Annotated in this window: 26 protein-coding genes, 2 tRNA genes and 1 pseudogene; 12 read left to right on the top strand and 17 right to left on the bottom strand. The window is 65.6% G+C overall.

All coding sequences use genetic code 11. The annotated features are described in order from the left end of the window. Positions 1-214: 214 nt before the first annotated feature. A tRNA-Asp gene (locus AC6EI8_RS03475) sits at positions 215-291 on the bottom strand. Between the two features lie 101 nt (positions 292-392). Next, positions 393-468 (bottom strand) — tRNA-Glu (locus AC6EI8_RS03470). 157 nt (positions 469-625) lie between these two features. Here AC6EI8_RS03470 and AC6EI8_RS03465 point away from each other — a divergent pair. The 3 genes from AC6EI8_RS03465 to AC6EI8_RS03455 all read left to right on the top strand — a co-directional run bounded on the left by AC6EI8_RS03465 (position 626) and on the right by AC6EI8_RS03455 (position 2328). Further along, positions 626-1021: an NINE protein gene (locus AC6EI8_RS03465; RefSeq protein WP_223129660.1), complete on the top strand. Its 396-nt coding sequence runs from the start codon at positions 626-628 to the stop codon at positions 1019-1021. A 49-nt stretch (positions 1022-1070) separates the two neighbouring features. Beyond that, the gene (locus AC6EI8_RS03460; RefSeq protein WP_498381274.1) at positions 1071-1538 is read left to right on the top strand and encodes a DUF2127 domain-containing protein; all 468 of its coding nucleotides are present in this window, start codon (positions 1071-1073) and stop codon (positions 1536-1538) included. Positions 1539-1731: 193 nt separating this feature from the next. Then, positions 1732-2328, top strand: coding sequence for a CDP-alcohol phosphatidyltransferase family protein (locus AC6EI8_RS03455; protein WP_498381293.1), 597 nt, complete (start codon positions 1732-1734; stop codon positions 2326-2328). Between the two features lie 90 nt (positions 2329-2418). On the opposite strand, the gene AC6EI8_RS03450 is transcribed toward AC6EI8_RS03455, so the two are convergent. The 4 genes from AC6EI8_RS03450 to AC6EI8_RS03435 all read right to left on the bottom strand — a co-directional run bounded on the left by AC6EI8_RS03450 (position 2419) and on the right by AC6EI8_RS03435 (position 7725). Beyond that, positions 2419-3921: an aldehyde dehydrogenase family protein gene (locus tag AC6EI8_RS03450; RefSeq protein WP_498381273.1), complete on the bottom strand. Its 1503-nt coding sequence runs from the start codon at positions 3919-3921 to the stop codon at positions 2419-2421. 101 nt (positions 3922-4022) lie between these two features. Next, the gene (locus AC6EI8_RS03445) at positions 4023-5858 is read right to left on the bottom strand and encodes an ATP-binding response regulator (protein ID WP_498381291.1); all 1836 of its coding nucleotides are present in this window, start codon (positions 5856-5858) and stop codon (positions 4023-4025) included. A 71-nt stretch (positions 5859-5929) separates the two neighbouring features. Then, positions 5930-6577 carry a response regulator transcription factor gene (locus AC6EI8_RS03440; protein WP_149316361.1) on the bottom strand — a complete coding sequence of 216 codons (648 nt, stop codon included), beginning with the start codon at positions 6575-6577 and terminating at the stop codon, positions 5930-5932. A gap of 467 nt (positions 6578-7044) precedes the next feature. Further along, positions 7045-7725 (bottom strand): flavodoxin family protein, encoded by a 681-nt coding sequence (locus AC6EI8_RS03435; protein ID WP_265633601.1) that lies wholly within the window; start codon positions 7723-7725, stop codon positions 7045-7047. Between the two features lie 135 nt (positions 7726-7860). On the opposite strand from AC6EI8_RS03435, the gene AC6EI8_RS03430 reads away from it, so the two are divergent. The 8 genes from AC6EI8_RS03430 to AC6EI8_RS03395 all read left to right on the top strand — a co-directional run bounded on the left by AC6EI8_RS03430 (position 7861) and on the right by AC6EI8_RS03395 (position 14364). Continuing rightward, a complete protein-coding gene (locus tag AC6EI8_RS03430) occupies positions 7861-8742 on the top strand; it encodes a LysR substrate-binding domain-containing protein (protein ID WP_150082851.1) in 882 nt (293 codons plus the stop codon). Positions 8743-9002: 260 nt separating this feature from the next. After that, a complete protein-coding gene (locus tag AC6EI8_RS03425; protein ID WP_498381290.1) occupies positions 9003-9791 on the top strand; it encodes an alpha/beta hydrolase in 789 nt (262 codons plus the stop codon). Positions 9792-9917: 126 nt separating this feature from the next. Next, positions 9918-10283 carry a glyoxalase superfamily protein gene (locus AC6EI8_RS03420; RefSeq protein WP_149316359.1) on the top strand — a complete coding sequence of 122 codons (366 nt, stop codon included), beginning with the start codon at positions 9918-9920 and terminating at the stop codon, positions 10281-10283. Positions 10284-10407: 124 nt separating this feature from the next. Then, positions 10408-11085, top strand: coding sequence for a LuxR C-terminal-related transcriptional regulator (locus AC6EI8_RS03415; protein WP_223819544.1), 678 nt, complete (start codon positions 10408-10410; stop codon positions 11083-11085). Then, a complete protein-coding gene (locus AC6EI8_RS03410; RefSeq protein ID WP_226106679.1) occupies positions 11082-12911 on the top strand; it encodes a hybrid sensor histidine kinase/response regulator in 1830 nt (609 codons plus the stop codon). The genes AC6EI8_RS03415 and AC6EI8_RS03410 overlap by 4 nt, the downstream gene beginning before the upstream one ends. Before the next feature lie 59 nt (positions 12912-12970). Then, positions 12971-13489, top strand: coding sequence for a GNAT family N-acetyltransferase (locus tag AC6EI8_RS03405; RefSeq protein WP_498381272.1), 519 nt, complete (start codon positions 12971-12973; stop codon positions 13487-13489). A gap of 152 nt (positions 13490-13641) precedes the next feature. After that, complete coding sequence (locus AC6EI8_RS03400; protein ID WP_226106677.1) at positions 13642-13824, top strand: hypothetical protein; 183 nt, start codon at positions 13642-13644, stop codon at positions 13822-13824. Positions 13825-14001: 177 nt separating this feature from the next. Then, positions 14002-14364 (top strand): YHYH domain-containing protein, encoded by a 363-nt coding sequence (locus tag AC6EI8_RS03395; RefSeq protein ID WP_226106676.1) that lies wholly within the window; start codon positions 14002-14004, stop codon positions 14362-14364. A 33-nt stretch (positions 14365-14397) separates the two neighbouring features. Here the strand turns inward: AC6EI8_RS03395 and AC6EI8_RS03390 are convergent, their stop codons facing one another. From AC6EI8_RS03390 to AC6EI8_RS03380, 3 genes and pseudogenes are all read right to left on the bottom strand, one after another. Further along, positions 14398-15300 (bottom strand): NAD(P)/FAD-dependent oxidoreductase, encoded by a 903-nt coding sequence (locus AC6EI8_RS03390; protein ID WP_226106675.1) that lies wholly within the window; start codon positions 15298-15300, stop codon positions 14398-14400. Beyond that, positions 15290-15754: an Rrf2 family transcriptional regulator gene (locus AC6EI8_RS03385; protein WP_149316532.1), complete on the bottom strand. Its 465-nt coding sequence runs from the start codon at positions 15752-15754 to the stop codon at positions 15290-15292. Before AC6EI8_RS03385 ends, AC6EI8_RS03390 begins: the two co-directional genes overlap by 11 nt. 301 nt (positions 15755-16055) lie before the next feature. Next, positions 16056-16229: pseudogene (locus AC6EI8_RS03380) on the bottom strand (AraC family transcriptional regulator); the annotation flags it as partial. A 166-nt stretch (positions 16230-16395) separates the two neighbouring features. On the opposite strand from AC6EI8_RS03380, the gene AC6EI8_RS03375 reads away from it, so the two are divergent. Next, a complete protein-coding gene (locus AC6EI8_RS03375; RefSeq protein ID WP_498381271.1) occupies positions 16396-17898 on the top strand; it encodes an argininosuccinate lyase in 1503 nt (500 codons plus the stop codon). Positions 17899-18065: 167 nt separating this feature from the next. Here AC6EI8_RS03375 and AC6EI8_RS03370 read toward each other — a convergent pair whose 3' ends face one another. The 8 genes from AC6EI8_RS03370 to AC6EI8_RS03335 form a co-directional block, all read right to left on the bottom strand. Then, the gene (locus tag AC6EI8_RS03370; RefSeq protein WP_498381270.1) at positions 18066-18593 is read right to left on the bottom strand and encodes a phage integrase Arm DNA-binding domain-containing protein; all 528 of its coding nucleotides are present in this window, start codon (positions 18591-18593) and stop codon (positions 18066-18068) included. Beyond that, positions 18586-19674, bottom strand: a complete 1089-nt coding sequence (locus AC6EI8_RS03365; RefSeq protein ID WP_498381269.1) for a phage integrase Arm DNA-binding domain-containing protein — start codon at positions 19672-19674, stop codon at positions 18586-18588. Before AC6EI8_RS03365 ends, AC6EI8_RS03370 begins: the two co-directional genes overlap by 8 nt. A 3-nt stretch (positions 19675-19677) precedes the next feature. Next, on the bottom strand, positions 19678-19875 hold the full coding sequence (locus AC6EI8_RS03360; protein WP_226106672.1) for an excisionase: 198 nt from the start codon (positions 19873-19875) through the stop codon (positions 19678-19680). A 241-nt stretch (positions 19876-20116) separates the two neighbouring features. Then, positions 20117-20500: a hypothetical protein gene (locus AC6EI8_RS03355; protein ID WP_498381268.1), complete on the bottom strand. Its 384-nt coding sequence runs from the start codon at positions 20498-20500 to the stop codon at positions 20117-20119. After that, entirely contained in the window at positions 20497-21012 is a 516-nt protein-coding gene (locus tag AC6EI8_RS03350; protein ID WP_498381267.1) for a hypothetical protein, read from the bottom strand. Before AC6EI8_RS03350 ends, AC6EI8_RS03355 begins: the two co-directional genes overlap by 4 nt. 17 nt (positions 21013-21029) lie before the next feature. Further along, entirely contained in the window at positions 21030-22073 is a 1044-nt protein-coding gene (recT, locus tag AC6EI8_RS03345; RefSeq protein ID WP_498381266.1) for a recombination protein RecT, read from the bottom strand. Beyond that, positions 22070-22936, bottom strand: a complete 867-nt coding sequence (locus AC6EI8_RS03340; RefSeq protein ID WP_174108204.1) for a PD-(D/E)XK nuclease-like domain-containing protein — start codon at positions 22934-22936, stop codon at positions 22070-22072. The genes recT and AC6EI8_RS03340 overlap by 4 nt, the downstream gene beginning before the upstream one ends. Beyond that, positions 22933-23067 carry a hypothetical protein gene (locus tag AC6EI8_RS03335; RefSeq protein ID WP_302480489.1) on the bottom strand — a complete coding sequence of 45 codons (135 nt, stop codon included), beginning with the start codon at positions 23065-23067 and terminating at the stop codon, positions 22933-22935. The genes AC6EI8_RS03340 and AC6EI8_RS03335 overlap by 4 nt, the downstream gene beginning before the upstream one ends. Positions 23068-23215: the final 148 nt, after the last annotated feature.

Below are 23215 nucleotides of genomic sequence, written 5' to 3'. Positions count from 1 at the left end.
CCTATTGTGGAAGCTGGCCGGCGGAATACCAATCCAATACCAGGCCAATACCAAGCCGATACCAGACCAATACCAGGCCGATACCAGGCCGATACCAAGCCGATACGAGGCCGATACCAATACCAATGCAATGCGCCTATCGGCCAGCAGCGAAGACGCCGCGCCAAAACAAAAAACCCGCCGATCTTGCGATTGGCGGGTTTTCTGCTTTTGCTGGCGGAGTGGACGGGACTCGAACCCGCGACCCCCGGCGTGACAGGCCGGTATTCTAACCGACTGAACTACCACTCCTTGTCGGCTTGCCTGCTGGTGCCGCTGCAATGGCTGGCATGGTTGCCGGCATTGCAGCGATCGGTCCAGTCGGCGTCCGGATGCATGGCATCCGGTCAAGCTGGCGTCCCCTAGGGGATTCGAACCCCTGTACTCACCGTGAAAGGGTGATGTCCTAGGCCTCTAGACGAAGGGGACTGGAACCGTTTCGCATTGACGCTGTGTTTTGCGTCGCGAGGGGCGCAAGTATAACGCCGATTTTTTTGCGTGTGAAGCCTCTTCGATGCGATTGGCGAATCGGCGGGTCCGACAGATGCCTATGGCATCATTCCGGCACGACAACATGAGGATGGACATGCTTCAGGACACGCACAGCAAGCTGATCGGTTATTTGCTCTGGATCTTCGGTTTTACCGGCTCGCATCGCTTCTACTATGGCAAACCGGTGACCGGCACGATCTGGTTCCTGACGCTCGGCCTGCTGGGCATCGGCTGGCTGATCGACCTGTTCCTGATTCCGGGCATGGACCGGGATGCCGACCGCCGCTTTACCTCGGGCCGCGTCGATTTCAATATCGCCTGGATTCTGCTGACCTTCCTCGGCATCTTCGGCGTGCATCGGATGTATATGGGCAAATGGCTGACCGGCCTGCTGTATCTGGTGACCGGCGGCTTCTTCCTGATCGGCGTGCTGTACGACTTCTGGACGCTCAATGACCAGGTGTCCGACAAGAACCGCGTGTTCTCCTGAGCTTCTCCTGAGCGGCGGACCGCGTCCCATGCGCACGGAGCGCTGAACCATGGCAGGCAGGCAAGGCACCCTCGGGCTGAAAGGCATCGCACTGCTGGAGGCGACCAAGGGCGCGCTGGTGGTGCTGGCCGGCATCGGCCTGGCGGCGCTGCTGCATCGCGACGCGCAGGCGCTGGCCGAGGCCATCGTCGCGCGCCTGCACCTGAATCCCGGCAGCCGCTATCCGACGATCTTCCTGTCGCTGGCGGCGCATCCCGACGATCCGCGCCTGTGGGCCATCGGCGCGTCGGCCGCGATCTATGCCGCGATGCGATTCGCCGAGGCCTATGGCCTGTGGCACGAACGCGCCTGGGCCCAATGGCTGGGCGTCTGGTCCGGTGCGATCTATATTCCGGTGGAACTTTACGAAGCGGCGCGGCATCCGACCTGGATACACATCGGCGTGGCCGTCGCCAACGTGGCGATCGTCGCCTATCTGGCCGCGAACCTGGCCCGCCGGCGCGGCACGCCGCGATGACGGGCGCCTGATGCCGGCACGGCCCGGGCATCGGGGCGGACAGGGGGATCGCCAGGGGAACAAGCGGAACGAGGGGACGAGAGGGCCCAGGGGGACTCTCGAAGACCGACCACGCGAGGAGCCAGACATGCCTGAATCGAACGATCCGACCCGATCATCGGCCGATCCATCCGCACGGCCGCGGCATTTCTCGATGATCCGCGAACTGGCGCTGGCCGACGTCTTTACGCTGGCCAATGCGGCCTGCGGCATGGCATCGGTGTTCTTCGCGATGTTCTACATCGACAGCCAGTCGCTGCGGCACTTCCTGATCGCGGCGGCCTTCGCGCCCGCCGCCTTCTTCTTCGACGTGATCGACGGCCGCGTCGCGCGCTGGCGCCACGCGCATTCGGCGCTGGGCCGCGAGCTCGATTCGCTGGCCGACATCATCTCGTTCGGCGTCGGTCCCGCGACGCTGGCCTTTGCCGCCGGCATGCGCGGCGGCTGGGATCTGCTCGCGCTGATCTATTTCGTTTGCTGCGGCGTCAGCCGGCTCGCGCGCTTCAACGTCACGGCCGAATCGCTGTCCGGCGCCAGCGGCAAGGTGTCCTATTTCGAGGGCACGCCGATCCCGACCAGCGTGGTGCTGACCGGCGTGCTGGCGCTGTGCGCATGGCAGGGCCGCATCGGCGATGCGCTGTTCGGCGGCGCCTGGACGCTCGGCACGGCGGTACTGCATCCGCTGGTGCTGCTGTTCGTGCTGTCGGGCTCGCTGATGATCAGCAAGACGCTGCGGATTCCGAAGTTCTGACAGGGTGATCGTCCGCGGCGATCGTCTGCGGCGACCGAATGCGGCGACCGAATGCGGCCACCGAATGCGACGACCGGATTCGGCGATCGCCTATCGCAGCGACAGCCACACCGTCTTCGGTTCGGTGAAGTTCTGCAGCGCCGCGTCGCCATGTTCGCGGCCCAGCCCCGAATCGCCGGCACCGCCCCAGGGAAGCCGGACATCGGTATAGCCGTAGGTATTGATCCATACCGTGCCCGCCTTCAATTCGCCGGCGACGCGATGCACGCGCCCGATGTCCGCGCTCCAGACCCCGGCCGCCAGGCTGAACGCGGTGCCGTTGGCGATGCGGATCGCATCGGCCTCGTCGTCGAAGGGAATCACTGCGGCCACCGGGCCGAAGATCTCCTCCTGCGAGATGCGCATCGCGTGCGCAACGTTGGCGAATACCGTGGGTGCAACGAAGTAGCCGCGCTCGCCGACCCGCATGCCGCCGGCCACCACTGATGCCCCTTCCTGCTTGCCGATCTCGATATAGTCGAGCACCGTCTTCAGCTGCGCGTTGGATACCAGCGGCCCCATCGTCGTCTCGGGCAACGCCGGATCGCCGACGCGGATCGCGTTGGCCCGTGCCGCGAGCCGCTCGACCACCTCGTCGTAGATGGCGCGTTGCGCGAGGATGCGCGATCCCGCGGAGCAGACCTGGCCGGCATTGAAGAAGATGCCCGATGCCGCGGCCCGCACCGCCGCGTCGAGATCCGCGTCCGCAAAGATCAGGTTGGCCGATTTGCCGCCGAGCTCGAGCGTGACGCGCTTGAAGTTGCCGGCCGCGCCATGCATGATGCCGCGGCCCACGCCCGGCGAGCCGGTGAAGGTCACCTTGTCGACGCCGGGATGGCCGACCAGCGCATCGCCGACCACGCTGCCCTTGCCGGTGACGATATTGAGCACCCCCGGCGGCAGGCCCGCTTCGAGCGCGAGTTCGCCGACGCGCAGCGCCGACAGCGGCGTGATTTCCGCGGGTTTGACGATCACGGTGCAGCCGCATGCCAGCGCCGGCGCGATCTTCCACATGCCGATCATCAGCGGGAAATTCCACGGCACGATCGCGGCCACCACGCCGACCGGCTCGCGCACGGTATAGGTCAGCGCGTCGGGGCGGGCCGGTATCACGTCGCCGTGGATCTTGTCGGCCCAGCCCGCGTAGTAGCGCACGGTGTCGATCACCGCCGGCAGGTCCTGCCGGCGCACCGCGGCCAGCGGCTTGCCGGCGTCGAGGCTCTCCAGCGCGACCAGCTCGTCCCGATGCGCCTCGAGCAGGTCGGCAAAGCGCTGCAGGATGCGGCCGCGTTCCGCGGCGCGCATGCGGCTCCAGCCCTTCAGCGCGCGGCGCGCGGTCTGCACCGCGAGGTCGACCTCGGCCGGGCCGCCCTGCGCGACCAGCGCGATCGGTCCCTCGGTGGCGGGATTGATATCGGTCGAATAGGCGCCCGAGATCGGCGCGACACGCTCGGCGCCGATCAGCAGGTCATGCTGCGGCAGCGAGGACGAATTGGGCCAGATCGGCGAATTCGGCGAGGGCAGCGAACTCGTTGGCGGCAAAGGCGACGGCATGATGGCTCCTCACGGGATCGACCCGGTGCAGTGTCGATTCAGTGTTGGCAAGCCGCGGACCAAAGTCCAATTAATAGATCGGATTGATTTATCCGAAAAAGTTATGGTGCGGACGCGTCCGGTTTGCCGCGTCTATCCGGCTGCTCGGTCTCGCCCGGTTCGTCAGGTCCGTCCGTTCCCTCGCCGGGGCCAATCGTGCGTCCTTGGGCCGCGAGCGGCGGGACCAGCCCCACGATCGCCGCATGCAGTTCCGCGGCGACCACGGGCTTGTGCAGCAGTACGGTGCCGCTCGCATGCACGCTGCGCAGCCGGTCCGCCGCGGTATCGCCGGTGATGACGATCGCCGGTACCGCCTCTCCCAGCTGCTTGCGCAGCGCCGCCATCGCCTGCAGGCCGTCCCGGTTTCCGCGCAGCCGATAATCCGCCACGATCAGGTTGGGCCGGAACGCCGGCAGGCAGGCCAGCGCGTCGCGTTCGGACTCCGCCGCCCGGCAGTCGCATTGCCAGCCCGACAGCAGCTCGGTCATCGCCAGCCGGATATGCGGATCGTCGTCGATGACCAGCGCCCGCACGCCCGGCAGCGGTTCCAGCTGCATCGGCGCATCGCTCGGCAGCCGATGTACCAGCGTCTCCATGCCGGCCGGCGGCAGCCAGACCCAGGGCAGCGCCATGCGAAATACCGAGCCGCGCTGCGGCGTCGAGGCGAGCGTGACATCGGTGGACATCGTGCGCGCGAGGCCGCTGGCGATCGACAACCCGAGTCCCAGGCCCTTGCGCTGATCGCGCTCGGGATTGCCGAGCTGATGGAACTCCTGGAAGATCGCCGCGTGCTGCGACGCCGGGATGCCGATCCCCGTGTCCCATACCTCGAGCACCGCATGTTCGCCGCGCCGGCGGCAGCCCACCAGCACGCCGCCGCGCTCGGTATAGCGGATTGCATTGGCGATCAGATTGCGCAGCACCAGCTCGACCAGCGCCGGATCGGCGAACACCGCGCAGGTCGTCTCGCGCGTCCGGTAGACCAGGCCGCGTGCTTCCGCCAGCGGCGCGAACTCGTTCTCGAGCCGGTAGAGCAGCGGCTGCAGGCGAAACGCCATCGGCCGTGCCTGTACCACGCCGGCTTCGAGCTTGGAGAAGTCCAGCAAGGTGTTCAGCATTTCCCGCGCGGCGTCCGAGGCCGCCTCGATATGCGTCAGCAGCTGGCGCTGCTTGTCATCCAGCGAGGTGCGGCTCAGCGAGACCAGAAACAGGCCGAGCGCATGCAGCGGCTGGCGCAGGTCGTGGCTGGCCGATGCCAGGAACACCGATTTCGCGCGGCTCGCCTGCTCGGCCGCGCGCTGGGCGGACTCCGCGCGCGCCGTCTGCTCGCGCAGCTGCCCAATCAGTTCGATATTCTCGAAGCGCAGCGCGATCGAATGCCGCGCCACGCGGGCGTAGTTGCGCGCGAACACGATCAGCACGATCAGATAGAGCGGCGTCGCCAGGAACATCGGCAGATAGTCGGGGTCGCCGGTGGCCAGGAAGCTGATCCATACCGGCAGGATCGCCGGCACGAAAAAGCCGACGGCGACCGGCAGGCATGCCGAGAACACGGCCAGCGCCGCGGCGCTCATGCCTGCGATCAGCGACAGCACCGAAATGACGATCGGCGGCTCGCGGACATCGAGATAGAGCAGCGCGATCACTCCCCACAGCGAGCCGATGCAGGTCAGCAGCATCGTCATCCAGCGCGCGTAGCAAGGCGCTGCGGCCTCGGTGGTGCGTTCCGGCATCCGCTGCCGGCCGACCAGGCCGTAGGCGCAGGCCAGCGTCATCGCGATGGCCCACGGCAACGCCAGCGGGCGATCGCCGGACAGCACCAGCCCGGCCGTCAGGAACCAGGATGCCAGCGCGCAGCCGATCATCGCGACGCTGAAGCTCTGGTCCAGCAGATCCATCTGGGCGGCCAGCAGCCGTCCCTCGTCGAAGCGCGGCAGCAAGGGCAGCCGCCAGCGGCCGCTGGCGCGCTTCACCGCGCGGCCTGGATCAGGCCACGCCGCTGCGCCTCGATGATGGCCTCGACGCGGCTGACCACGCCAAGGTGATCGAGGATGGCGGCGACATGCACCCGCACCGTGTTCTCCGACAGGCCGAGATGGTGCGCGATGATCTTGTTGGAACGGCCCAGCGCCAGCTGGCTCAGCACCTCGAGCTGGCGCGGTGTCAGCTGGCTGGGACGGTAGCGGGCCGCATCCGTGGCGGACGGGTCCGGCGCGATGGCGTCATCCGCATGGCAGAAGTAGCTGCCGCCCTGCAGGCAGCGCGCGATCGCCTTCTCGATGCGCGTGGCGTCCGCCGATTTGGGCAGGAAGCCGGCCACGTCCTTCCGCACGTCGGGGGGAATCGCGTCCGGGCCCGAGGTACCCGAGACGATCAGGATGCGCGCCGCGGGAAAATGCCGGCGCAGCACGCGCACGCCCTCGATGCCGTTCAGGCCCGGCAACTGGATATCGAGCAGGATGATATCGACCTCGGCCCCGGCATGGTCCTGCACCGCCTCCATCACCGTGCCGGCCTCGACGATCGCGGACACGCTGGCGCTGTCGGCCAGCAGCAGCCGCAGGCCGGTGCGGAACAGCGTATGGTCGTCGATCAGCAGCAGGCGGGCATCGGGCATGGCGGTCGATAAGGGGCCGGTCATCGGCGTGGCGGGCCGCTAGAACCTTGCGGTTGGGGGATCGCATGGCAGGGCGAAGGCGCGCGGATGGCGGCCGGCGGCCCTTGCCAGTGGTGGATTGGAATCGATTCCCGACTGCTTGTCCATGCCTGCCGATCCGGGGTTGCCTAGTCCGGATGGATTATTGGCGTGGCTGGCGCGTGATGCGAGGATGCGTCCTGAGCGGAACCGCGACTCGCTCATACCACTTTGAAGTACCCGCACCTCCCGGCTGCGGGTATTTTTTTGCCCGATCGCTGCTCGGCGACATGGCCGCCATGCAGCGCATGCATTCACGATCGCGATTGCGCCGGCCATGCCTCGCCATGTCCTTCGGTGTCGGTCCGATGTCGGTGCGATGTTGGTGCGATGTTGGTGCGATGTTGGTGCGATTCCCGCGGCCATCATGCCGCCCGATCCCGCGGCCATCATGCCGCCCGATCCAGCGGCCAGACCCGCGTATCGCGCGGCGTATCGAAACGATAGTCGCTGTAGGACCGCACAAACAGCTCGGCGCCGAGTCGCTCGGCCTGCGCGATCGCATCGGTCGGATCGCGTACCACCTCGCCGCGGCGATTGCCGGTACCCCGCACCACGCCTGCCAATTGCGAATCGGTATAGCGGGCATACTCCTGCAATTGATGAACGATGCCGAGCGCCGCGCCGGCATAGCTTTCCTCGGACGCCAGTACCAGGCCGAGGCGCTTGCGGGCCAGCTTCGGCACCACGGTGGCCGAATCCGGATGCGAGGCGGCGTAATAGCAGAACATCCGGTCGAAGAAGGCCTTGGTCTGCGCCGACAGGCCATACCAATAGATCGGCGAGCAGAACACCACGCCGGCCGCGGGCAGAAAGTCCTGCAGCAATAGGTCGCGATAGCCGTCGTCGATGCCGCAGCTGCCGTCGGCGCGCCGGCATTGGCGGCAGTCGCGCAGCAGCCCGCCGATATGGTCGTCGAGAAAGCGCAATTTGACCGGGTGGCCCGCTCGCTCGACGCCGCGCTGCACCGCGTGCGCCATCGCCGCCGAATTGCCGTCGCGCCGAGGGCTGCCCACCAGGATCAATACCGGCCCGGAAGGAAGGGTTTGGGAGAAAGTCGTATCCGTCATCATGTTCCTTGCATTGCGTGGTAGGGACACGGCGACTGTAGGATGGCGGCTGCGGCGCGACAAACGAGCAATTCTTGCGTCGGACAAATTCGGTTCATCTCTGGGTTTCCTGCGCATTTTTTTGGAGCGCAATGCATGTTCGCTTCCTTGCCGATCGCCGCCCTGCGCGTCTTTGAATCTGCCGCGCGGCATCTGAGCTTCAAGGCCGCGGCGGCCGAGCTGTCGGTGACGCCGGCCGCCGTTTCGCATCAGGTGCGCGGGCTCGAGTCCTGCCTTGGCGTGGCATTGTTCACGCGCCTGCCGCGCGGCGTGGCGCTGACGGTCGAAGGCGAGCGGCTGTTCCATCGGATGCATGGCGCGCTGCTCGATGTGGCCCAGGCCATCGACGAGCTGCTTCCGCAGCCGGCGGCGGGGTCGCTGACGGTGACCACCACCATGTCGTTCGCCGCGCTGTGGCTGGTGCCGCGGCTGGGGCGCTTCTATCAGGCGCATCCCGATGTGCACGTGCGGATCGACAGCGATGGTGCGCCGGTCGACCTGCACCAGGACGCGCGCATCGATGTGGCGATCCGCTATGGCACCAGCGCCTGGCCCTCGCTGCTGAACGCATGCCGCCTCGGCGAAACGTTCGGCGTTTACGGATCGCCGGCGCGGATCGCAACTGCCGGCCAGGAGACGCCCGAACTGATCACGGTGCGATGGACCGATTCGACGCTGTACGACGATGGCTGGCAGGCGTGGTGCGATGCGGCCGGCGTGCGTTGGCTGCAGGAAGGCGCCACGATGCGCGCCTACGACGAGGAGAGCTATGCGCTGCAGGCCGCCGTCGCGGGACAGGGGCTGGTGCTCGCCAGCTCCATCATGGTGTCCGACAGCGTGCGCAATGGGCTGCTGCTGCCGTATCGGCCCGATATCACGGTAGCCGGCGCCGCCTATACCGCGCTGTGCGTGCCGGGGCGCGAGCGGCATCCGCCGGTGCGGGCGTTTCTGGCCTGGCTGGCGCGGGAATGGGCCTGAAGGCGCCGCCTTTCGCCCATGCGGCTCAATGCCACGTCAATGACGTGTTACACCGTGTAGGGCACCCGTTGCCGCGGCCCGCGCATGGTCTCCCCCGTGGCGCGACGCAACATGGCGATTCCTGCCGCCGCCCGGCAATTCGCGTTGCCTAATATTCAGATCGTGGCGGTTCCGCCAGCGGCCATCGGGAGGAAAGCATGCCGACCGCAGTCCGACACCGTTTTCCCCTTGCTGCCCGCATCGCCAGCATCGCGCTCGGCATGGTTTGTTTCGCCGGCATGGCGCCGACGGCAACGTTGGCGGCATTGCAGGACCACTTCCTGTACTTCCCGAGCAAGGCACCGCTGGCCGCGCTGATTTCCGACGAATTGCGCCCCTGGCCCGGTGAAGACGACTTCATGGGCCTGCTCGCCGAGCCCAGCGGGCCGGCGCGTGCCACCGCGATCGTGTTCCATGGCAACGCGGGCCATGCCGGCCACCGCAAGGTCTATGCGAACGCGCTGGTGCAGCACGGCGTGCGGGTCATCCTGGCCGAATATCCGGGCTATGGGCCGCGCGATGGCGAGGTAGGCGAGGCCAGCTTCGTCGCCGATGCGCAGCGCACCATCGAACTGGCCCATGCGCGCTTCGGCGCGCCGCTGCTGCTGATCGGCGAATCGCTCGGCGCCGGCGTGGTGGCCGCAGCCGCCGCGCGGCAACGCGACCGGATCGCCGGCCTGATGCTGATCACCCCGTGGGATCGGCTGGCCCATATCGCCGCCCATCACTACGCATGGCTGCCGACCTCCTGGCTGTTGCGCGACCGCTATGACAGCGTCGCCAATCTGGCCGCATTCGATCGCCCGGTATTGGTAGTGGTGGCCGAACGCGATCGCATCGTGCCGGCACGCTTCGGCCGCGCACTGCACGACGCGCTCGGCATGCGGCGGCAATTGCGCGTGGTGCCGGGTGCCGACCACAACGACTGGTTCGACCGCGTCGATGCACAGTGGTGGGGGCAGGCGCTCGCCTTCCTGCTCGAATCCGGGCCCAACGCCGCCGCTCCGTGAGCCGGTTTGCCAGCGATTCTCCAGCGATTCTCCAGCGGTCCGAGGGTAATTGCATTAATGTTGGAACTTACGGATTTGGACGCGCATTGGTTATCCTTGTGTCATTGCATTGAATGAACCAATCCGATGAAGCTCTCTCCCGCCATTCCAATTCTGCGTATCTTCTCGGTGGACAAGGCCAGGGAGTTCTATCTCGATTTCCTTGGATTTTCCGTCGACTGGGAGCATCGCTTCGAGGAAAGCCTGCCGCTGTACATGCAGATATCGCGCTCTGAATTGCTGCTGCATCTGAGCGAGCATCACGGCGATGGCACGCCCGGAACGGCAATATTTCTGCGGGTCGATGACATCGAAGCGCTGCATCGGGAATTGGCGGCGAAGCCGTACCGATATGCGCGCCCCGGCGTCGAAACGATGGACTGGGGCAAGGAAATGCAGGTGGCCGACCCGTTCGGTAATTCCCTGCGTTTCTGTCAGCTCATTGACGATTAATTATATTTCGAACACCTACCGTAGTAGGGATAACGCGGCGCCACGCGAATTCCGTTGTGCGAAATCAATTACACTGGCGCAAAAAATAAGCTTTATTTCGGCAGGGGTCAGGAGCCAAAGCTTGGTGAAGAGTCGAATTGCGTCGGGCATGGCCCCGGCGCGCCAGTCGTATGCCATCGTCGTCGACGACCATCCGCTGGTGGCGCGCGGTATTGCGGGATATCTGACAACGCATTGCGACTACGCGGTGGCGCACTATGCCGCGAATGCGCAGGAGTGCTTTCAACGGATCGATAGCGACGGTCCGCCCAGCCTGCTGGTGGTCGATTTCTGGCTGCCCGGCGGCACCGCCCTGGCGCTGCTGCGCGAGGCTGCGGCAAAGCTGCCATCGTGCCGCCTGCTCGTGATGAGCGGCGATGAAGACGCGCGCGTACAGATCAAGGCCATGGAGGCGGGCGCGCACGGCTTTCTGCGCAAGAGCGAGCCGCCGGAGACGTTCGCCCAGGCGGTGGCCACGCTGCGCCAGGGCGGCACCTGGTTCCCGGCCGTGCCCGCGGCGGAACTGACACCGGCCCTGCGCCGCGAGCTGCCGCTGAGCCCGCGCGATCTCGGCCTGACCGATCGGCAGGGTCAGGTGCTTGCATTGATGCTGCGCGGCCTGCCCAACAAGCAGATTGCCAAGGAACTGGCGATTTCCGAGCAGACCACCAAGGAACACGTGACGGCCATTCTCGGCAAGCTGGGCGTCAGCAATCGCGTCGAGGCCATCACGCTGCTGCACGGACGCCGGCTCGAACCGTGAGCGGGTCGATCTCGCAACGGCTGGGCCTGCGTGCCGCCGCCGCCGAATCGAGCGTCAGCCCGCGTGCCCGCGCGCGCCTGGTCGACATGACGTTCGAGCGCCTCGTCTTCAGCGTCAACGCGATTCCCTTCGTCGGCCTGCCGTTCGTCGTCTGGCTTCATGTCACGGGCAGGGATGCCCGTTCGCTGCTGGTGTGGACGCTCGCCTACTGCCTCGCCGCCGGCTGGATGCGGCTGGAGCGCCGCCACTATCGGCGCGAGCGCGCGCAGTCCGACGACGCGGCGATGGCCGAGCGCTGGCTGCCGGTGGTTCGGCGCATCGCGCTGGTCCACGGCCTGTGCCTGTCGATGGCAACGGTCTTGACCGCGGGCCAGGTGACGTTCGACTTTGCGCTGCTGCTGCATATCAGCCTCGCGGCCATTCTTGCGGCCAACGCCACGCACCAGACGCCGATACTGGGCGCCTTCCAGCGGTTCTTCTTTGCGTGCTGGGGTGTGGTGACGGTCAACGTGCCATGGAGTTTCCCCCATCACTGGCAGGTGGTGCTGCCGTTGACGCTGCTGTACGCGGTGGCGATCTATCGGCACGCGTTGATCGCCAATCAATTCTTCCGCCAGCAGGTGCAGCTCGAGGACGACGGCATCCGGCTTGCGGAGAGCTATCGGCTCGCCAAGGAGGCGGCCGAGGATGCGCTGCGCGCCAAGAACCTGTTCCTGACCACCGCCAGCCACGACCTGCGCCAGCCCGTTCATGCGATGGGGTTCCTGATCGAAGCGATCGCACAGCGCAATCGCGATCCGGCGCTGAATCCGCCGCTGGAGGACCTGCGGCGCAGCGTCCGATCCGTTCATCTGATGTTCAACTCGCTGCTTGACCTGTCGAAGATCGAGCAGGGCATGGCGATGCCGCGCAGCGCACCGGTGGCGCTCGCACCCATCATGGAGGAAGTCGCCGCGCTGTTCCGCGAGGAAGCGCATAGCCGCCATCTCGATCTGCGCGTGCGGGTGCCGAAGCAGGCCGCCGCGGTGCTGGCGGATGCTTCGCTGCTGCGCCAGTCGCTGGTCAACCTGGTCCACAACGCGCTGCGGTACACGCAGCGTGGCGGCGTGCTGCTGTCGGCGCGGCGCCGCGAAGCGGACTGGCTGCTGGAAGTCTGGGATACCGGCATCGGCGTGGCCAACGAGGACAAGAGCCGGATCTATTCACCGTACTATCGCAACGAATACGCCTGGCGCATCGATAGCGCCGGTCATGGCCTCGGTCTCGCCGTGGTTGCCCGCTGCGCGACCATGATGGGTGCCGCCTACGGGCTGGACTCCGTCGAACGTCGCGGCTCGCGATTCTGGCTGCGCTTTCCGGCCGCTGACCCCGGGCAGGCCCATGTGCACGCGATGGCGGCCGAGTCCCAGGCCCGCCCGACGAGCGCGCTGCCGCCGCTGAGCGGTTGCTGTCTGATCGTCGAGGACGATCCGGTCGTCGTCAGGGCGTGGGGGAGCCTGATGCAGGCATGGCATGTCGATGCACACTGCGCGGCCTCGGCGACGGAAGCGATCGCGCTGCTCCATGCCGGCCTGCGTCCGCAGGTGATCCTATGCGACCAGCGCCTGCGATCCGGCGAGAGCGGCTTCGAGGTGCTGAAGGAGCTGCTGGAGCGCTGTCCCGGCGCCAGCGGCGCGATGGTCAGCGGCGAATTCGATTCGCCCGCCCTGCTGCAGGCCGAACGCGAGGGCTATGTGGTGCTGCGCAAGCCGGTGGAGCCTGCGCAGTTGCATGCATTGCTGTACCAGTGGCTTCGGCCGGAAGAGACGCTGCACCGCGCGTCGTGATCCGTGGGCGATGATCCGGTGCCAGCATCGCCATCCCACCTCCTTGTAGAGGACCGACTATGCCAATCCAGATCCGTGACGAAGTCCCCGCCGATATTCCGGTGATCGAGTCGGTCGTCGCCGAAGCCTTCCGCAGCGCGACGCATGCCAGCGGTACCGAACCGCTGATCGTCAATGCATTGCGCGCGCGAGGGCAGCTGTCGATTTCACTGGTGGCCACGGACGCCGATCAGCTCGGCGGCCGCATCGTCGGTCATGTGGCGGTGTCCCCGGTCGCGATCTCCGATGGCAGCGCGGACTGGTATGGCCTTGGACCGATCGCCGTGCTTCCCGCCTGGCAGTCGAAAGGCGTCGGTACGCTGCTGATGAACGCGGCACTGGACGCGCTGCGCCGCCGCGGCGCGCGAGGCTGCGTGGTGCTGGGCGAGCCCGCTTACTACGGCCGCTTCGGCTTCGTTTGCCGTGCGGACCTCGTATTGCCCGATGTCCCGCCGGAGTATTTCCAGGCGGTGCGATTCGAGGGCGAGTGGCCGGCGGGGACGGTGCAGTATGACGAGGCGTTCTGGGTGACGGGGTAGAGTGTGGGCGCGCCGGCGACGACAGGAGCGAGACATGAAAGGAGGCTGCCTCTGCGGCGAGATCGCGAGGACCGGCCGCCTGCCAAGGTGCCGGCTCGGACATCGTCCGTTCACCTGCGTACAATGCCGGCCTCGACTACCGAGATGATCCCGTGAAGAAAACCGACCTCGAAAAGAACAAAGGCCTGAAGATCGCCAACAGCATGAAACAGGCCGGCGCCAAGCGCGGCGGCCCGGCTCCGAAGACCGAGCGCCGCGGCGCGGCAGCGGCCAAGACGGGCCTGCTTGGCAAATTGCTGGGGAAGGCGGTGCCGCCGGAGAAGTCCGGCGATTGATCGTGCTTGCTCGGCTTCGAAAGCGACCGTAGCGTTCTGGCTCGCGGCCTGTCGCTGCCCTGAGGTGTTTCCCCCTTCGGCGGTATGGCGAGATTCGAGCCCGCCTCCGACAATCGTACGTCTTCGTGTTGGCATCGCGCCACGCCAGGACGATAACGATTAGAACGGGAGGGTCGCATGCGTGTATTCAGCGCTGTTTCGGAGCTTCACATCGGTGGACGCGATGTTGGGGCGACGATCCTGCAGTGGGGGGCAGGAGCCATTTTCTTTTTGTTCACGGGGGCGGCGAGTGCCCATGGGGGCGGACTGAACGCCGAGGGTTGTCACACGAACCGGAAAACTGGCGAGTACCACTGCCACAGAGGAAGCGGACATACCGGCGTCCGCGCGGTGCCGGCACCTGGCGCCAGGACCCACCCATCGGCCAATGCCTTCATGGCCCGCCAAGGTTCGTCCACCGGCCCTACCTGCTATCGCGGGCCGCGCGGCGGCACCTATACGATTACCGCTAGCGGTCGCAAGAACTACGGCGGGTGCTAGCGCGCCTCGCGGCCCCGAAGTTCGCCAATCGCCTTATCGCGCCCCAAACACCAGCGACTGATGCGCGGCCACGCCCGCCATCACGCCATCGGCACTGGCGAACGTCGCGCTCTGCATGCCGCGGGCGATATCGCCCGCGGCGTAGACGCCCGGTACCGTGGTGTTCTTCTGCGCATCGGTACGGATGATCGAACCGAACGGCATGTCTTCCATTTCGCAGCCCAGCTGCTGTGCCATGTCGCTGTTCTGGCGGCTGCGAACGGCGAGATAGAGCGCGTCGACCGCGGTGGTTCGGCCATCGGCAAACTCGATTGCCGATAGCGCCGTGCCCTCGCCGTGCAGCGCCTTGATCGGCGCCGCTTCGATCGCGACACCACGCTTTTCCAGCTCCGCGAGTGCGGTTTCGTCGGCGGCCGGCTCCCCATTCAAATAGAGCGTGGTCGGTCCCCATTCGGCGATCAGCATGGCCTGATGGACCGACATCGGCGACATGCTTAGCACGCCCAGGCGTTGATCGCTGAATTCGAAGCCATGGCAGTACGGGCAATGAATCACGGACTTGCCCCAGCGCTCCTTCAGTCCCGGCAGGTCGGGCAGTTCGTCGGAGATGCCGTACGCGAGCACCAGCCTGGCGCCTTCCACCGCCTCGCCGTTCTCGAGGCGCACCGAGAAGGCCCCCAGTTCTCCTGACGCGCGGATGGCTCGACCTTCGATAAACGTGGTCGTGGGATACGCCGCCACCTGCTGTCGCGCGGTCGCGAGCATGGCGGCGGGATTGCTGCCGTCCTGGGCCAGGAAGCCGTGCGAATGCGTGGCAAAGCGATTGCGCGGGGCGCCCGCATCGATGATGCAGACCGAGCGCCTTGCCCGCGCGATATAGGTGGCTGCCGACAGGCCGGCGAAACTGCCGCCGATGACGATGGCGTCATACCGCATGGACGTGCTCCAGATCGTGGCGGCCGCCGCGAGCGACCATCCGTTTGTGGAAATCGGCGCTCAGCATCGCCAGCGTGACCTCGCCCAGCCGCGCCAGCAACAGCGCTTCCGCGTCGTTGAAGGCCTGGTCGAGCGCGGCATTGACGGCTTGCTCGACCAGGCAACCGGGTGATTCGGTCCGGTTGCCGATCGCCAGAAGCGAGGGGCAGCCAAGCGCGGTATAGACGTCGCGCAGCGTGACCCTGGACAGGTCGCAGGCGAGCGTCCAGCCGCCGCCATGGCCCTTTTCCGAGCGCACATAGCCCTGCTCGCGCAGGCCGGCCATCACGCGGCGGATGACCACGGGATTGGTTTCCATCGCCTTGGCGAGGACCTCGGAGGTGACCGGGCCATCGTGCTCGGCCATGTGCAACAGGACGTGGAGCACGCCTGACAGTCTGCTATCGCGTTTCATGGAACTTATGGTGTTACATGAAACGCCGAATGTCAAGATAAAGGAGAGCAGGTCGATTGCGACGCCCTGACCGCGGGAAGCCGGGGCCGATGATTGGGTGGCTTGCATGGGTTCTCTCCGTGAGTGCGGGAGAGCGCAGCGTAATGCGGACGCGGCTGCGGCGTCTTGAACGATTGTGCGAGCCGAATCAGCGGCCGTTGGCCGACTGGACCATGCGCAGCCATCTGGCCGGCGGAATGCCGTAAGCCTTGGTGAAGTGCCGCGTCATGTGGCTCTGGTCCGCAAAGCCGGCTGCCACGGCGCTGCGCCGATACTGGAAGCACTGCACGCCGGCCGGCGTACGGCCGATGGCATAGGTATCGTGCCGGTGCATTGCATAGGCGTTGCCGATGAAGAAGGCCTCGATGCGCTCGATGCCCTGCGCCGGTTCGGCGCGATGCACCCAATCGGGGCTCTTGGCACGACGTTTCGTCATGGCCGGCAGGGGCCGGCATGGGGCCCTCTTGTGGGAAGGGACGCTGTCATTGTCTGCTGAATGTATAGCCTTGCGCCTGCGTCCGCAATCGGCTGTAATCCCGTGGCGCCTTTTTTTCACCGGCGTCGCCCGACAATGACCGAATAACGAGACAAGCGAACCAGCCGTGTTGAAAACCCGAATTGGCATTCTTGCCCTGGCGATTTCCGCCCACGCCATTCCCGCCTTTTCCCAATCCGCAGTCAATCGCGACGAGTTCTATTGGCTCGGCGAAATCAACAAGGCCACCACCGTGATCAATACGGAGGAAGGGCTATTGGACAAGTCGCTCGCGCCGCGTATTGCCTCGGGCATCGTCAAGGTGCTGGAAGACGGCAATCGGCCGGGCGGCAAGCGTCCTTCCACGGTGATCACCTTCGAGCCATTGCTGATCCAGGCCGCGGGCGTCGAGGTGACGCTATTGCATGCGGGGCGGTCCAGCCAGGACATGCATGCGACCTACCGCGCCGCGATCCTGCGGGACCATCTGCTGAGCCTGGCCGATCAGTTGAACAAGACCAGCCGTTCGCTGGTGTCGCTGGCGGAGAAGCATGCCAATACCATCGTGCCGAACTACACCAACGGCGTGGCGGCGCAGCCGAACAGCCTGGGCCATTATCTGCTCGGCCATGCGGCGGGACTGGAGCGCGACGCACAGCGGATTCGCGAGGCTTATGCGCGCATCGATCGTTCGCCGATGGGAACGACCGTATTGAACGGCACCAGCTGGCCGCTGAATCGCGCGCGCATGGCCGACTATCTGGGCTTCTCGGCGATCGTCGACAACGCCTACGATGCCGCGCAGATTTCCTCGACCGAACAGCCGGTCGAGGTCGGCGCCATCGTCACCAGCATTGCGCTGCATGCGGGCAACTTCATCGAAGACGTGATGACGCAGTATGCGCAATCGCGTCCGTGGATGCTGTTGCAGGAGGGCGGCAGCAATACCTATGTCTCCAGCGCGATGCCGCAGAAGCGCAATCCCGGCCTGCTGAACACGACGCGCCGGCACGCCTCGACCGCGGTCACGCTGGCGATGGGGCCGGTGATTCAGGCGCACAACATCACGCCGGGAATGGGCGACGCCAAGGAGGTCAAGCCCAACAGCGAAATGGTGCAGAGCGCGATCCGCGTGCTGCAGGGCTGGGACAAGATCCTGAACGCGCTGGTGATCAGCCCCGAGCGTGCGCTGGAGGAGCTGAACAGCGACTGGACCGCCTCGCAGGAACTGGCCGATGTGCTGATGCGCAAATACAAGCTGCCATTCCGCGTGGGCCATCACTTCGCATCGGAGATCGTCGACTATGCGAAGGCGAACAATATCCGGCCCAGCGAATTCCCGTATGCGCAGGCGCAGCGCATCTATGCGGAAGCGGTCAAGGGCCAGGGACCGGCGCAATTGCCGATGAGCGAAGCGGAATTCCGCGCCACGCTCGACCCGGTGGCGATCGTTCGCCATCGCGCCACCGTGGGCGGTCCGCAGCCAGCCGAGATGGAGCGGATGCTGAAGGCGGCAAAACAGACGCTGGCGCAGCAGGATGCCTGGATCAAGGAAAAGCGCGGCCGGATCGATGCATCGCTGGCGCGGCTGGATCGGGATTTCAGCAAGCTGGCCAAGGCAGCAAATTAGGAAAACAATCCGGCCAACAACGAGGCCGCCAGCTAGCTTTCTGCGCGATGCCGATCGGGTGAGATCCGTTCCATCAGCCGTTGCGCATCGAATGGCGCCTTGACCTTCTGGTCGTTATCGAAATAGCAGCGGCCACCGGCTGGAAACCCGCATGGCATATAGGGCGTTTAACAGATGTCGCTAATTTGTTCAAAATTTCCGGTGCTGTCTGCAAGGCCGATGGGCTTCGCGGAGTTGAGGGGCGGCTCGAACATGCGGATGTATCGTGCTTCCAACTGAGTTAGTTTGGAAGGATCGCAGGCAATGATGAAGACCGAATCGAAGTCCTTCTGGCGAGCCGTTCGATGTTGGCCCAGTCGGTATTCGACATCCAATGACTTACCCACGTAGACCACCTTGGCATTGCGCACAAGGAAATAGATGCCGGAGTAGCCGCCCAAGGGATATGCCTGGCTGACGACGGCTTCGTGCGACAGCAAGGCTGTTGCTTCCACTAGGCTTTCCTCATCCAACTCCTGGACCACTTCTCGGTTCGACTTCTCGGCAAAGCTGATGGCCGCAGCCTTGTCGTATCCGATGGAAATACTTCTGCCGGTGAGCGGGTTGCGGTACGAGAAATACTCCCCAGCCGCTCGCTTCTGGACGTACAGGTTTTCTGGCAGAAGCTTTCTGCCGTGCTTCCGTGGCCTAGCCATTGCTCACCACCTTCACTTTGATGGGCTCAAGTCCGCGCGTATTGGCGTAGATCGCGGCAGTCGCATCGCTCATGTGCCCGAGCAACGCCTTCGTGTCCACGCCGCCCTGTTCCATGTAGACGCGCTTGCAGAGACTGCGGATCTCGTGAAAGGTCGGGGCGTTGTCGCCGCGAATGCCGGCAAGTTCTCGCGCTTCGTTGAAGGCCGATGTAATGCTCGACAGACGCACCGACCCACCACGTCTAGCCGGCCCCCAGCTTTTGACGTGATGCACCAAGTAGCGGCTGATGACGCCCGTCGCCTTGCATCGTGCAATGACATCCCCAACGCTCATGCCAATGGCGTCCATTCGCAGCGCGAGGGGGATTGCAATGCGAGCGTCCGTCTTAGGCCGGTGCGCGATGATGACATCGCCTTGAATCGTGGAGCGCTGCCAATTCGCGATAGTTGATCGATCCTGGCCCGTCACGAGCGCTAGCAGCATGGCGTTCTCCAGCCAAGGCGCGACCGCTGGCGCCTTCTCCAGTATCGCTTTGAAGTCGGGCAGCGTCAGGCGACGGCGCTGGACCTTCACCCGTACCTTCTCGGTGATTTCAGCGGGATTGGTTGGCATCCATCCTAGCGACACGCCCTTGCGGCAAGCGACCGTGATTCGCGAACGAACCGACTGGGACATGCGCACCGCGCCGCGTTCCTTGATCGCCTCGAGCATGTCGGCGACATGCTTTGTGGTGAGCGCCGAGCATTCGATATGGCCGATTGCATCCTTGATCGCACGATCCAACGAGCGGATGTTCGCGAGGCTTGTCTTTTTGTAGTGGTCGAGCGGCAACCGGTCGAGCAACTCGGCGACGGTGTGGCTACCGCCCGCGACGCGTTCTGACAGCGAGCGCTGCAGTTGTCCGGACGTGGCAATGACATTCGCCTCATTTGCCTCGTGGATGGCCTGCGCCAAGGGAACCCGGCCGATGATGTGCGTCTTTCCATCACGCGGATCGCGCCAGGTGAAGTAGCCCGGGCGCGGCTCGTGGAGGTTCGGCGGGAAGTGGGCGCGCTTGCGAATTCGGGGGCGGGCTGCCATGGCTCAATGGGGAATGCGTTGTGCGAGGGAGGGCCGGGCGATGCCGTCCTGAAAGACGGCATTCTGCTCGACATAGTAGGCGCGGCCGACCTTCACCGGCGGTGGGTAGATCTTGCCCTCCTTGATCCAGAGCCGCGCGGTGCGGATAGCGGGAGGCGGATCAAACTGGCTCTTGAGCCATTCATCGAGGCGCTTTTTCATGTGCCTTCTCCAGATTCCAATGCTTGCGGGTCAATTCGATGATGCGTGCTGCTGCTGCGGTCATTCTTCTTGGTCTTCCGCGCACCAATCGCAGTCCCATGCCGGCGATACCCCATGCCGGCACGGCTTGCTTTCGTCGTGATACTCGGCCTCCGGCTCTTCAAACTCGTCAAGGTCCGTGTCTCGGATTCGGTTTTTGGTAGTCATCTGTCGACCTCCATCACGCATTGCACCCAGGCAATCATGCGCCCGCCAGCTCGTCGTCATGGTCCAGCAGCCGATGCCGGAACCGCGGCAGCTTGATGCGAACCGGTCGCGTCGCTATGCCCCAGGCCTCCAGCAGCTCGTCGAAGCGCAGGCGCGGCCGGCTGCATCCCTCGCGTGCATAGACGTCGCGCTCGAGCTCGGCGCGCAGGGCCTCGACGTTGTCTGCCGAGTACTCGCAGCAGTGTTTGCCGCGTCCCTCGAATCGCTCGACCCGGCGCACCATGTTGCCGAGCAGTCGCAGGTTTCGCGTGACCCTGTTGGCGCTGCTGCCGATCTCGCGGGCGAATTGCGCCGCGACGATGTGCTGGCCATCGAGCAGTGCGGTGATGACGCGCTCGCGAATGGTCGGTTCACTCATGCCGCCTCCCTCTCATCCAGTTCAATCCGAATCTGCGTCGTCCGGATCAGGTCGTTTGCGTACTGCAGCGTCATTTCCAGCGACTCGGCGCGCAGCACCTTAATCGCCTGGCGCACTGCTGTGATGTCGGCCATTTCCAGCGGCATCGCATAGCGCAGCTTCCGAGCCAGCAGCCGCAGCGGATCCAGCGGCATCGGCCGATGCTGCCGCATGGCGTGCGTATGGAAGGCGTCGATGATCCCTTCCAGCGCCGGCGCAGTCTCGTAGTAGTGGCCATCGTTCAGGTCGCGGAAGATCGGCGTACCGTCGCGGGTGGCCATCACTTCGCCGTCGCGCTCGATCGCGTCGAGCATGGACTCGAGCGGGTTGAACACCGCGGCCACCCTCCAGGGTTCGGAGCGCAGCTTGACGCCGCCCGAGTTCCACTTCGGACGGTACGGCTTGCGGGGCTTCTGGCTTCTGCTCATGGCGTCACAGGAATAAAAAGGCGGGCGCGCCAGCCGGGGGGACATGACGCGCCGCAGAAGGGTTATGCGCCGGTGATCTCGTCGCGGCGCGCGTGGTAGATGTCGAGCAGCGGCGCGGCCACGTCTTGCGGCAGGTCGCGCAGCTCGTCGGCCATCAGGTCCAGCGTCTCGACGTCCTTGCAGGCGCGCAGCTTCTCTGCGAAGCCGTTGGCGTCGAAGTCGATCGGCACGCCGCCAGGCTGGTTGTCGATCTGGGCAGGGGGCTCATCGTCGCCCTCGGCATAGTCGGAGGCCGGCGTGATGTAGTCCCCTTCGAGCACGTTGTCCAGCGCCTGGCTTTCGCCACGCGCATGCAGGCCGTCGAGCGCCGACGCGTTGGCGAGCTCGATGCTGACGGGCAGATACTTGAACAGCCGGCGCAGGACCGTCTTGCGGCCCATTTCCTCGTAGTGCTGGCCCCACACCGTCTTTTCCTTGTCGCGCGCGAACTTGTAGTTCTGGCTGGCGTCACGGATCTCGTTCACCTGCTCGGCACTCATGACCTCGAACGCGTGGCCGCCGCCGACCAGCTTTGCCACCGCATAGAACGCGACAACCCGGCCGCGGCCCGACATGGCCGGCTTGTGCTCGAGCTTCTCGTCCAGCCCGTAGGCATACTCGAAGTGGTCGCCTTCCCGCACGGCGTGTGCCGCGATGCTGACGACCTGGCCGGAGCGGCGCGCGAGGTCGATCAGGCCCTTGTAGCCGATCACGATCTGCGTCTCGACCTTGTCGGTCACCCACCTGCCGTTCTGTTGCTTCTTCTTCTCGAACGGAATCAGATACGCGTGGCCCAGCGGTGTGTTCGGCTCCAGGCCCAACTGCGAACATTGCACGACGGCGCCCATCAGGGACTCGACAGTGCATTCCATCAGCTTCGGGGTGGTGCGCAGGGCGCCGAGCGCGATCTTGAGCATGCGGTCAGGGCTGACGTGCTTGGGCAGCACCGCTGCGAGCGTCGATTTCTGCGACTCGAAGAAGGTCTTCACGCTGCCGATGCCGGCTTGCGCGGCCACCATCTTGGAGGTCTTCTTCAGTTCTGCGAGGTTGGTTTGTGCCACGGTCATTCCTCGTTGCGGTTGGTGGTTGCCCAGGCGGGCAGGCTGATGATTTCGATCTGGTCGCTGTAGCCGGGCCACTGGTTGATGCGCAGGCAGTCGGCGTAGCAGGCAAGGTCGAGGCGGTATGCCGAGCGGCCGGCGTCCTTGGCGGGGTCGTCCAGCATCAGCGCGCAGGCTGCGAACGGGTATTCCGTCTCGACCGCGACGAAGATGAACCCCAGCACCGGCCGGCCGCTGGCCGCGGCATAGCCGTCGGTGTAGAAGGCGTCCTGCACGTGGTACCGCTTGCGCGCGATCTGGCGCCGGAATTCGGCCGGGCTCGCGTCCGAGTAGGTCTTGAGGTCCAGCAGGATCACGCCGGCGTCGCCGCAGTCGTGCACCCAGTCAGGCCGGCAGCGGCACTGCACGCCGGTGTCCGGGTCCACCCACAGGGCGGTGACCTCGGCCGCGCCGACGGCCAGCGCGTCGCAGACCTCCGGTAGCCTGCGCACAGACTCGGCCTGGCGCAGCGCCGTTTCGTACTGCTCTTCCTTGATGATCACGGCGCCCGGCCGGAGCGCGGCCATCTCGGCCACGTAGTCCTTCCACTTGTTCGTGTTCCGATTCCAGTCCGGCCCCACGATGTAGCGCTCGGCGAAGCTCTCCGGCTCGAGCACCATGCAGTGCGCAAGCTGGCCCTCAAGCTGGCCGGCCTTCTCGCGCGGCGCCGGCCGTGCCGGGTCGATGTGCCGCGCGTAGGCGATCGCCGGCGACTGCGCCACGCTGTCGAGCACGGATTTCGAAGCGCCGGGCAGCCGGTGGTATTCGTCGATCGGCACGCCGTGATGCACGCCGGTCCAGGCCGCGATCGTTGGCAGCGGGGCGTTCATGCGACACCCATGTAGAGAGGCTGATCGGCCCAGCCCGCGATGCCGTGGGCCAGCAGCAGGATGAAGATGACGATCCACGGCGCCGATTTCGGATGCGCCTCGGCGAAGCGCTCGAACCAGTTTCCGATCACAGGTAGGCCCTCACGATGTCGATGACGTTGGCGATCAGCAGCACGCCGATGGCGATCCACGCGCCGGTGCGAAAGCGCCGCAGGTTTCGCGCTTGCCGTGCGCGCAGGGCGTTGAAGTCTTCGATGTCGATCACGACTTGGCCTCCCT

This window comes from Cupriavidus sp. R6-3, assembly GCF_059772245.1.
Note: the sequence above shows the minus strand (reverse complement) of the source record. Positions and strands in the feature narration are given on the sequence as shown.

Excerpts from the sequence above, each read along its gene's own strand:
- AC6EI8_RS03465 (WP_223129660.1), top strand. The coding sequence starts at position 626 with ATGCTTCAGGACACGCACAGCAAGCTGATCGGTTATTTGCTCTGGATC.
- AC6EI8_RS03460 (WP_498381274.1), top strand. The coding sequence starts at position 1,071 with ATGGCAGGCAGGCAAGGCACCCTCGGGCTGAAAGGCATCGCACTGCTG.
- AC6EI8_RS03455 (WP_498381293.1), top strand. The coding sequence starts at position 1,732 with ATGATCCGCGAACTGGCGCTGGCCGACGTCTTTACGCTGGCCAATGCG.
- AC6EI8_RS03450 (WP_498381273.1), bottom strand. The coding sequence starts at position 3,921 with ATGCCGTCGCCTTTGCCGCCAACGAGTTCGCTGCCCTCGCCGAATTCG.
- AC6EI8_RS03445 (WP_498381291.1), bottom strand. The coding sequence starts at position 5,858 with ATGGATCTGCTGGACCAGAGCTTCAGCGTCGCGATGATCGGCTGCGCG.
- AC6EI8_RS03440 (WP_149316361.1), bottom strand. The coding sequence starts at position 6,577 with ATGCCCGATGCCCGCCTGCTGCTGATCGACGACCATACGCTGTTCCGC.
- AC6EI8_RS03435 (WP_265633601.1), bottom strand. The coding sequence starts at position 7,725 with ATGACGGATACGACTTTCTCCCAAACCCTTCCTTCCGGGCCGGTATTG.
- AC6EI8_RS03430 (WP_150082851.1), top strand. The coding sequence starts at position 7,861 with ATGTTCGCTTCCTTGCCGATCGCCGCCCTGCGCGTCTTTGAATCTGCC.
- AC6EI8_RS03425 (WP_498381290.1), top strand. The coding sequence starts at position 9,003 with ATGGTTTGTTTCGCCGGCATGGCGCCGACGGCAACGTTGGCGGCATTG.
- AC6EI8_RS03420 (WP_149316359.1), top strand. The coding sequence starts at position 9,918 with ATGAAGCTCTCTCCCGCCATTCCAATTCTGCGTATCTTCTCGGTGGAC.
- AC6EI8_RS03405 (WP_498381272.1), top strand. The coding sequence starts at position 12,971 with ATGCCAATCCAGATCCGTGACGAAGTCCCCGCCGATATTCCGGTGATC.
- AC6EI8_RS03395 (WP_226106676.1), top strand. The coding sequence starts at position 14,002 with ATGCGTGTATTCAGCGCTGTTTCGGAGCTTCACATCGGTGGACGCGAT.
- AC6EI8_RS03390 (WP_226106675.1), bottom strand. The coding sequence starts at position 15,300 with ATGCGGTATGACGCCATCGTCATCGGCGGCAGTTTCGCCGGCCTGTCG.
- AC6EI8_RS03385 (WP_149316532.1), bottom strand. The coding sequence starts at position 15,754 with ATGAAACGCGATAGCAGACTGTCAGGCGTGCTCCACGTCCTGTTGCAC.
- AC6EI8_RS03370 (WP_498381270.1), bottom strand. The coding sequence starts at position 18,593 with ATGGCTAGGCCACGGAAGCACGGCAGAAAGCTTCTGCCAGAAAACCTG.
- AC6EI8_RS03365 (WP_498381269.1), bottom strand. The coding sequence starts at position 19,674 with ATGGCAGCCCGCCCCCGAATTCGCAAGCGCGCCCACTTCCCGCCGAAC.
- AC6EI8_RS03360 (WP_226106672.1), bottom strand. The coding sequence starts at position 19,875 with ATGAAAAAGCGCCTCGATGAATGGCTCAAGAGCCAGTTTGATCCGCCT.
- AC6EI8_RS03355 (WP_498381268.1), bottom strand. The coding sequence starts at position 20,500 with ATGAGTGAACCGACCATTCGCGAGCGCGTCATCACCGCACTGCTCGAT.
- AC6EI8_RS03350 (WP_498381267.1), bottom strand. The coding sequence starts at position 21,012 with ATGTCCCCCCGGCTGGCGCGCCCGCCTTTTTATTCCTGTGACGCCATG.
- recT (WP_498381266.1), bottom strand. The coding sequence starts at position 22,073 with ATGACCGTGGCACAAACCAACCTCGCAGAACTGAAGAAGACCTCCAAG.
- AC6EI8_RS03340 (WP_174108204.1), bottom strand. The coding sequence starts at position 22,936 with ATGAACGCCCCGCTGCCAACGATCGCGGCCTGGACCGGCGTGCATCAC.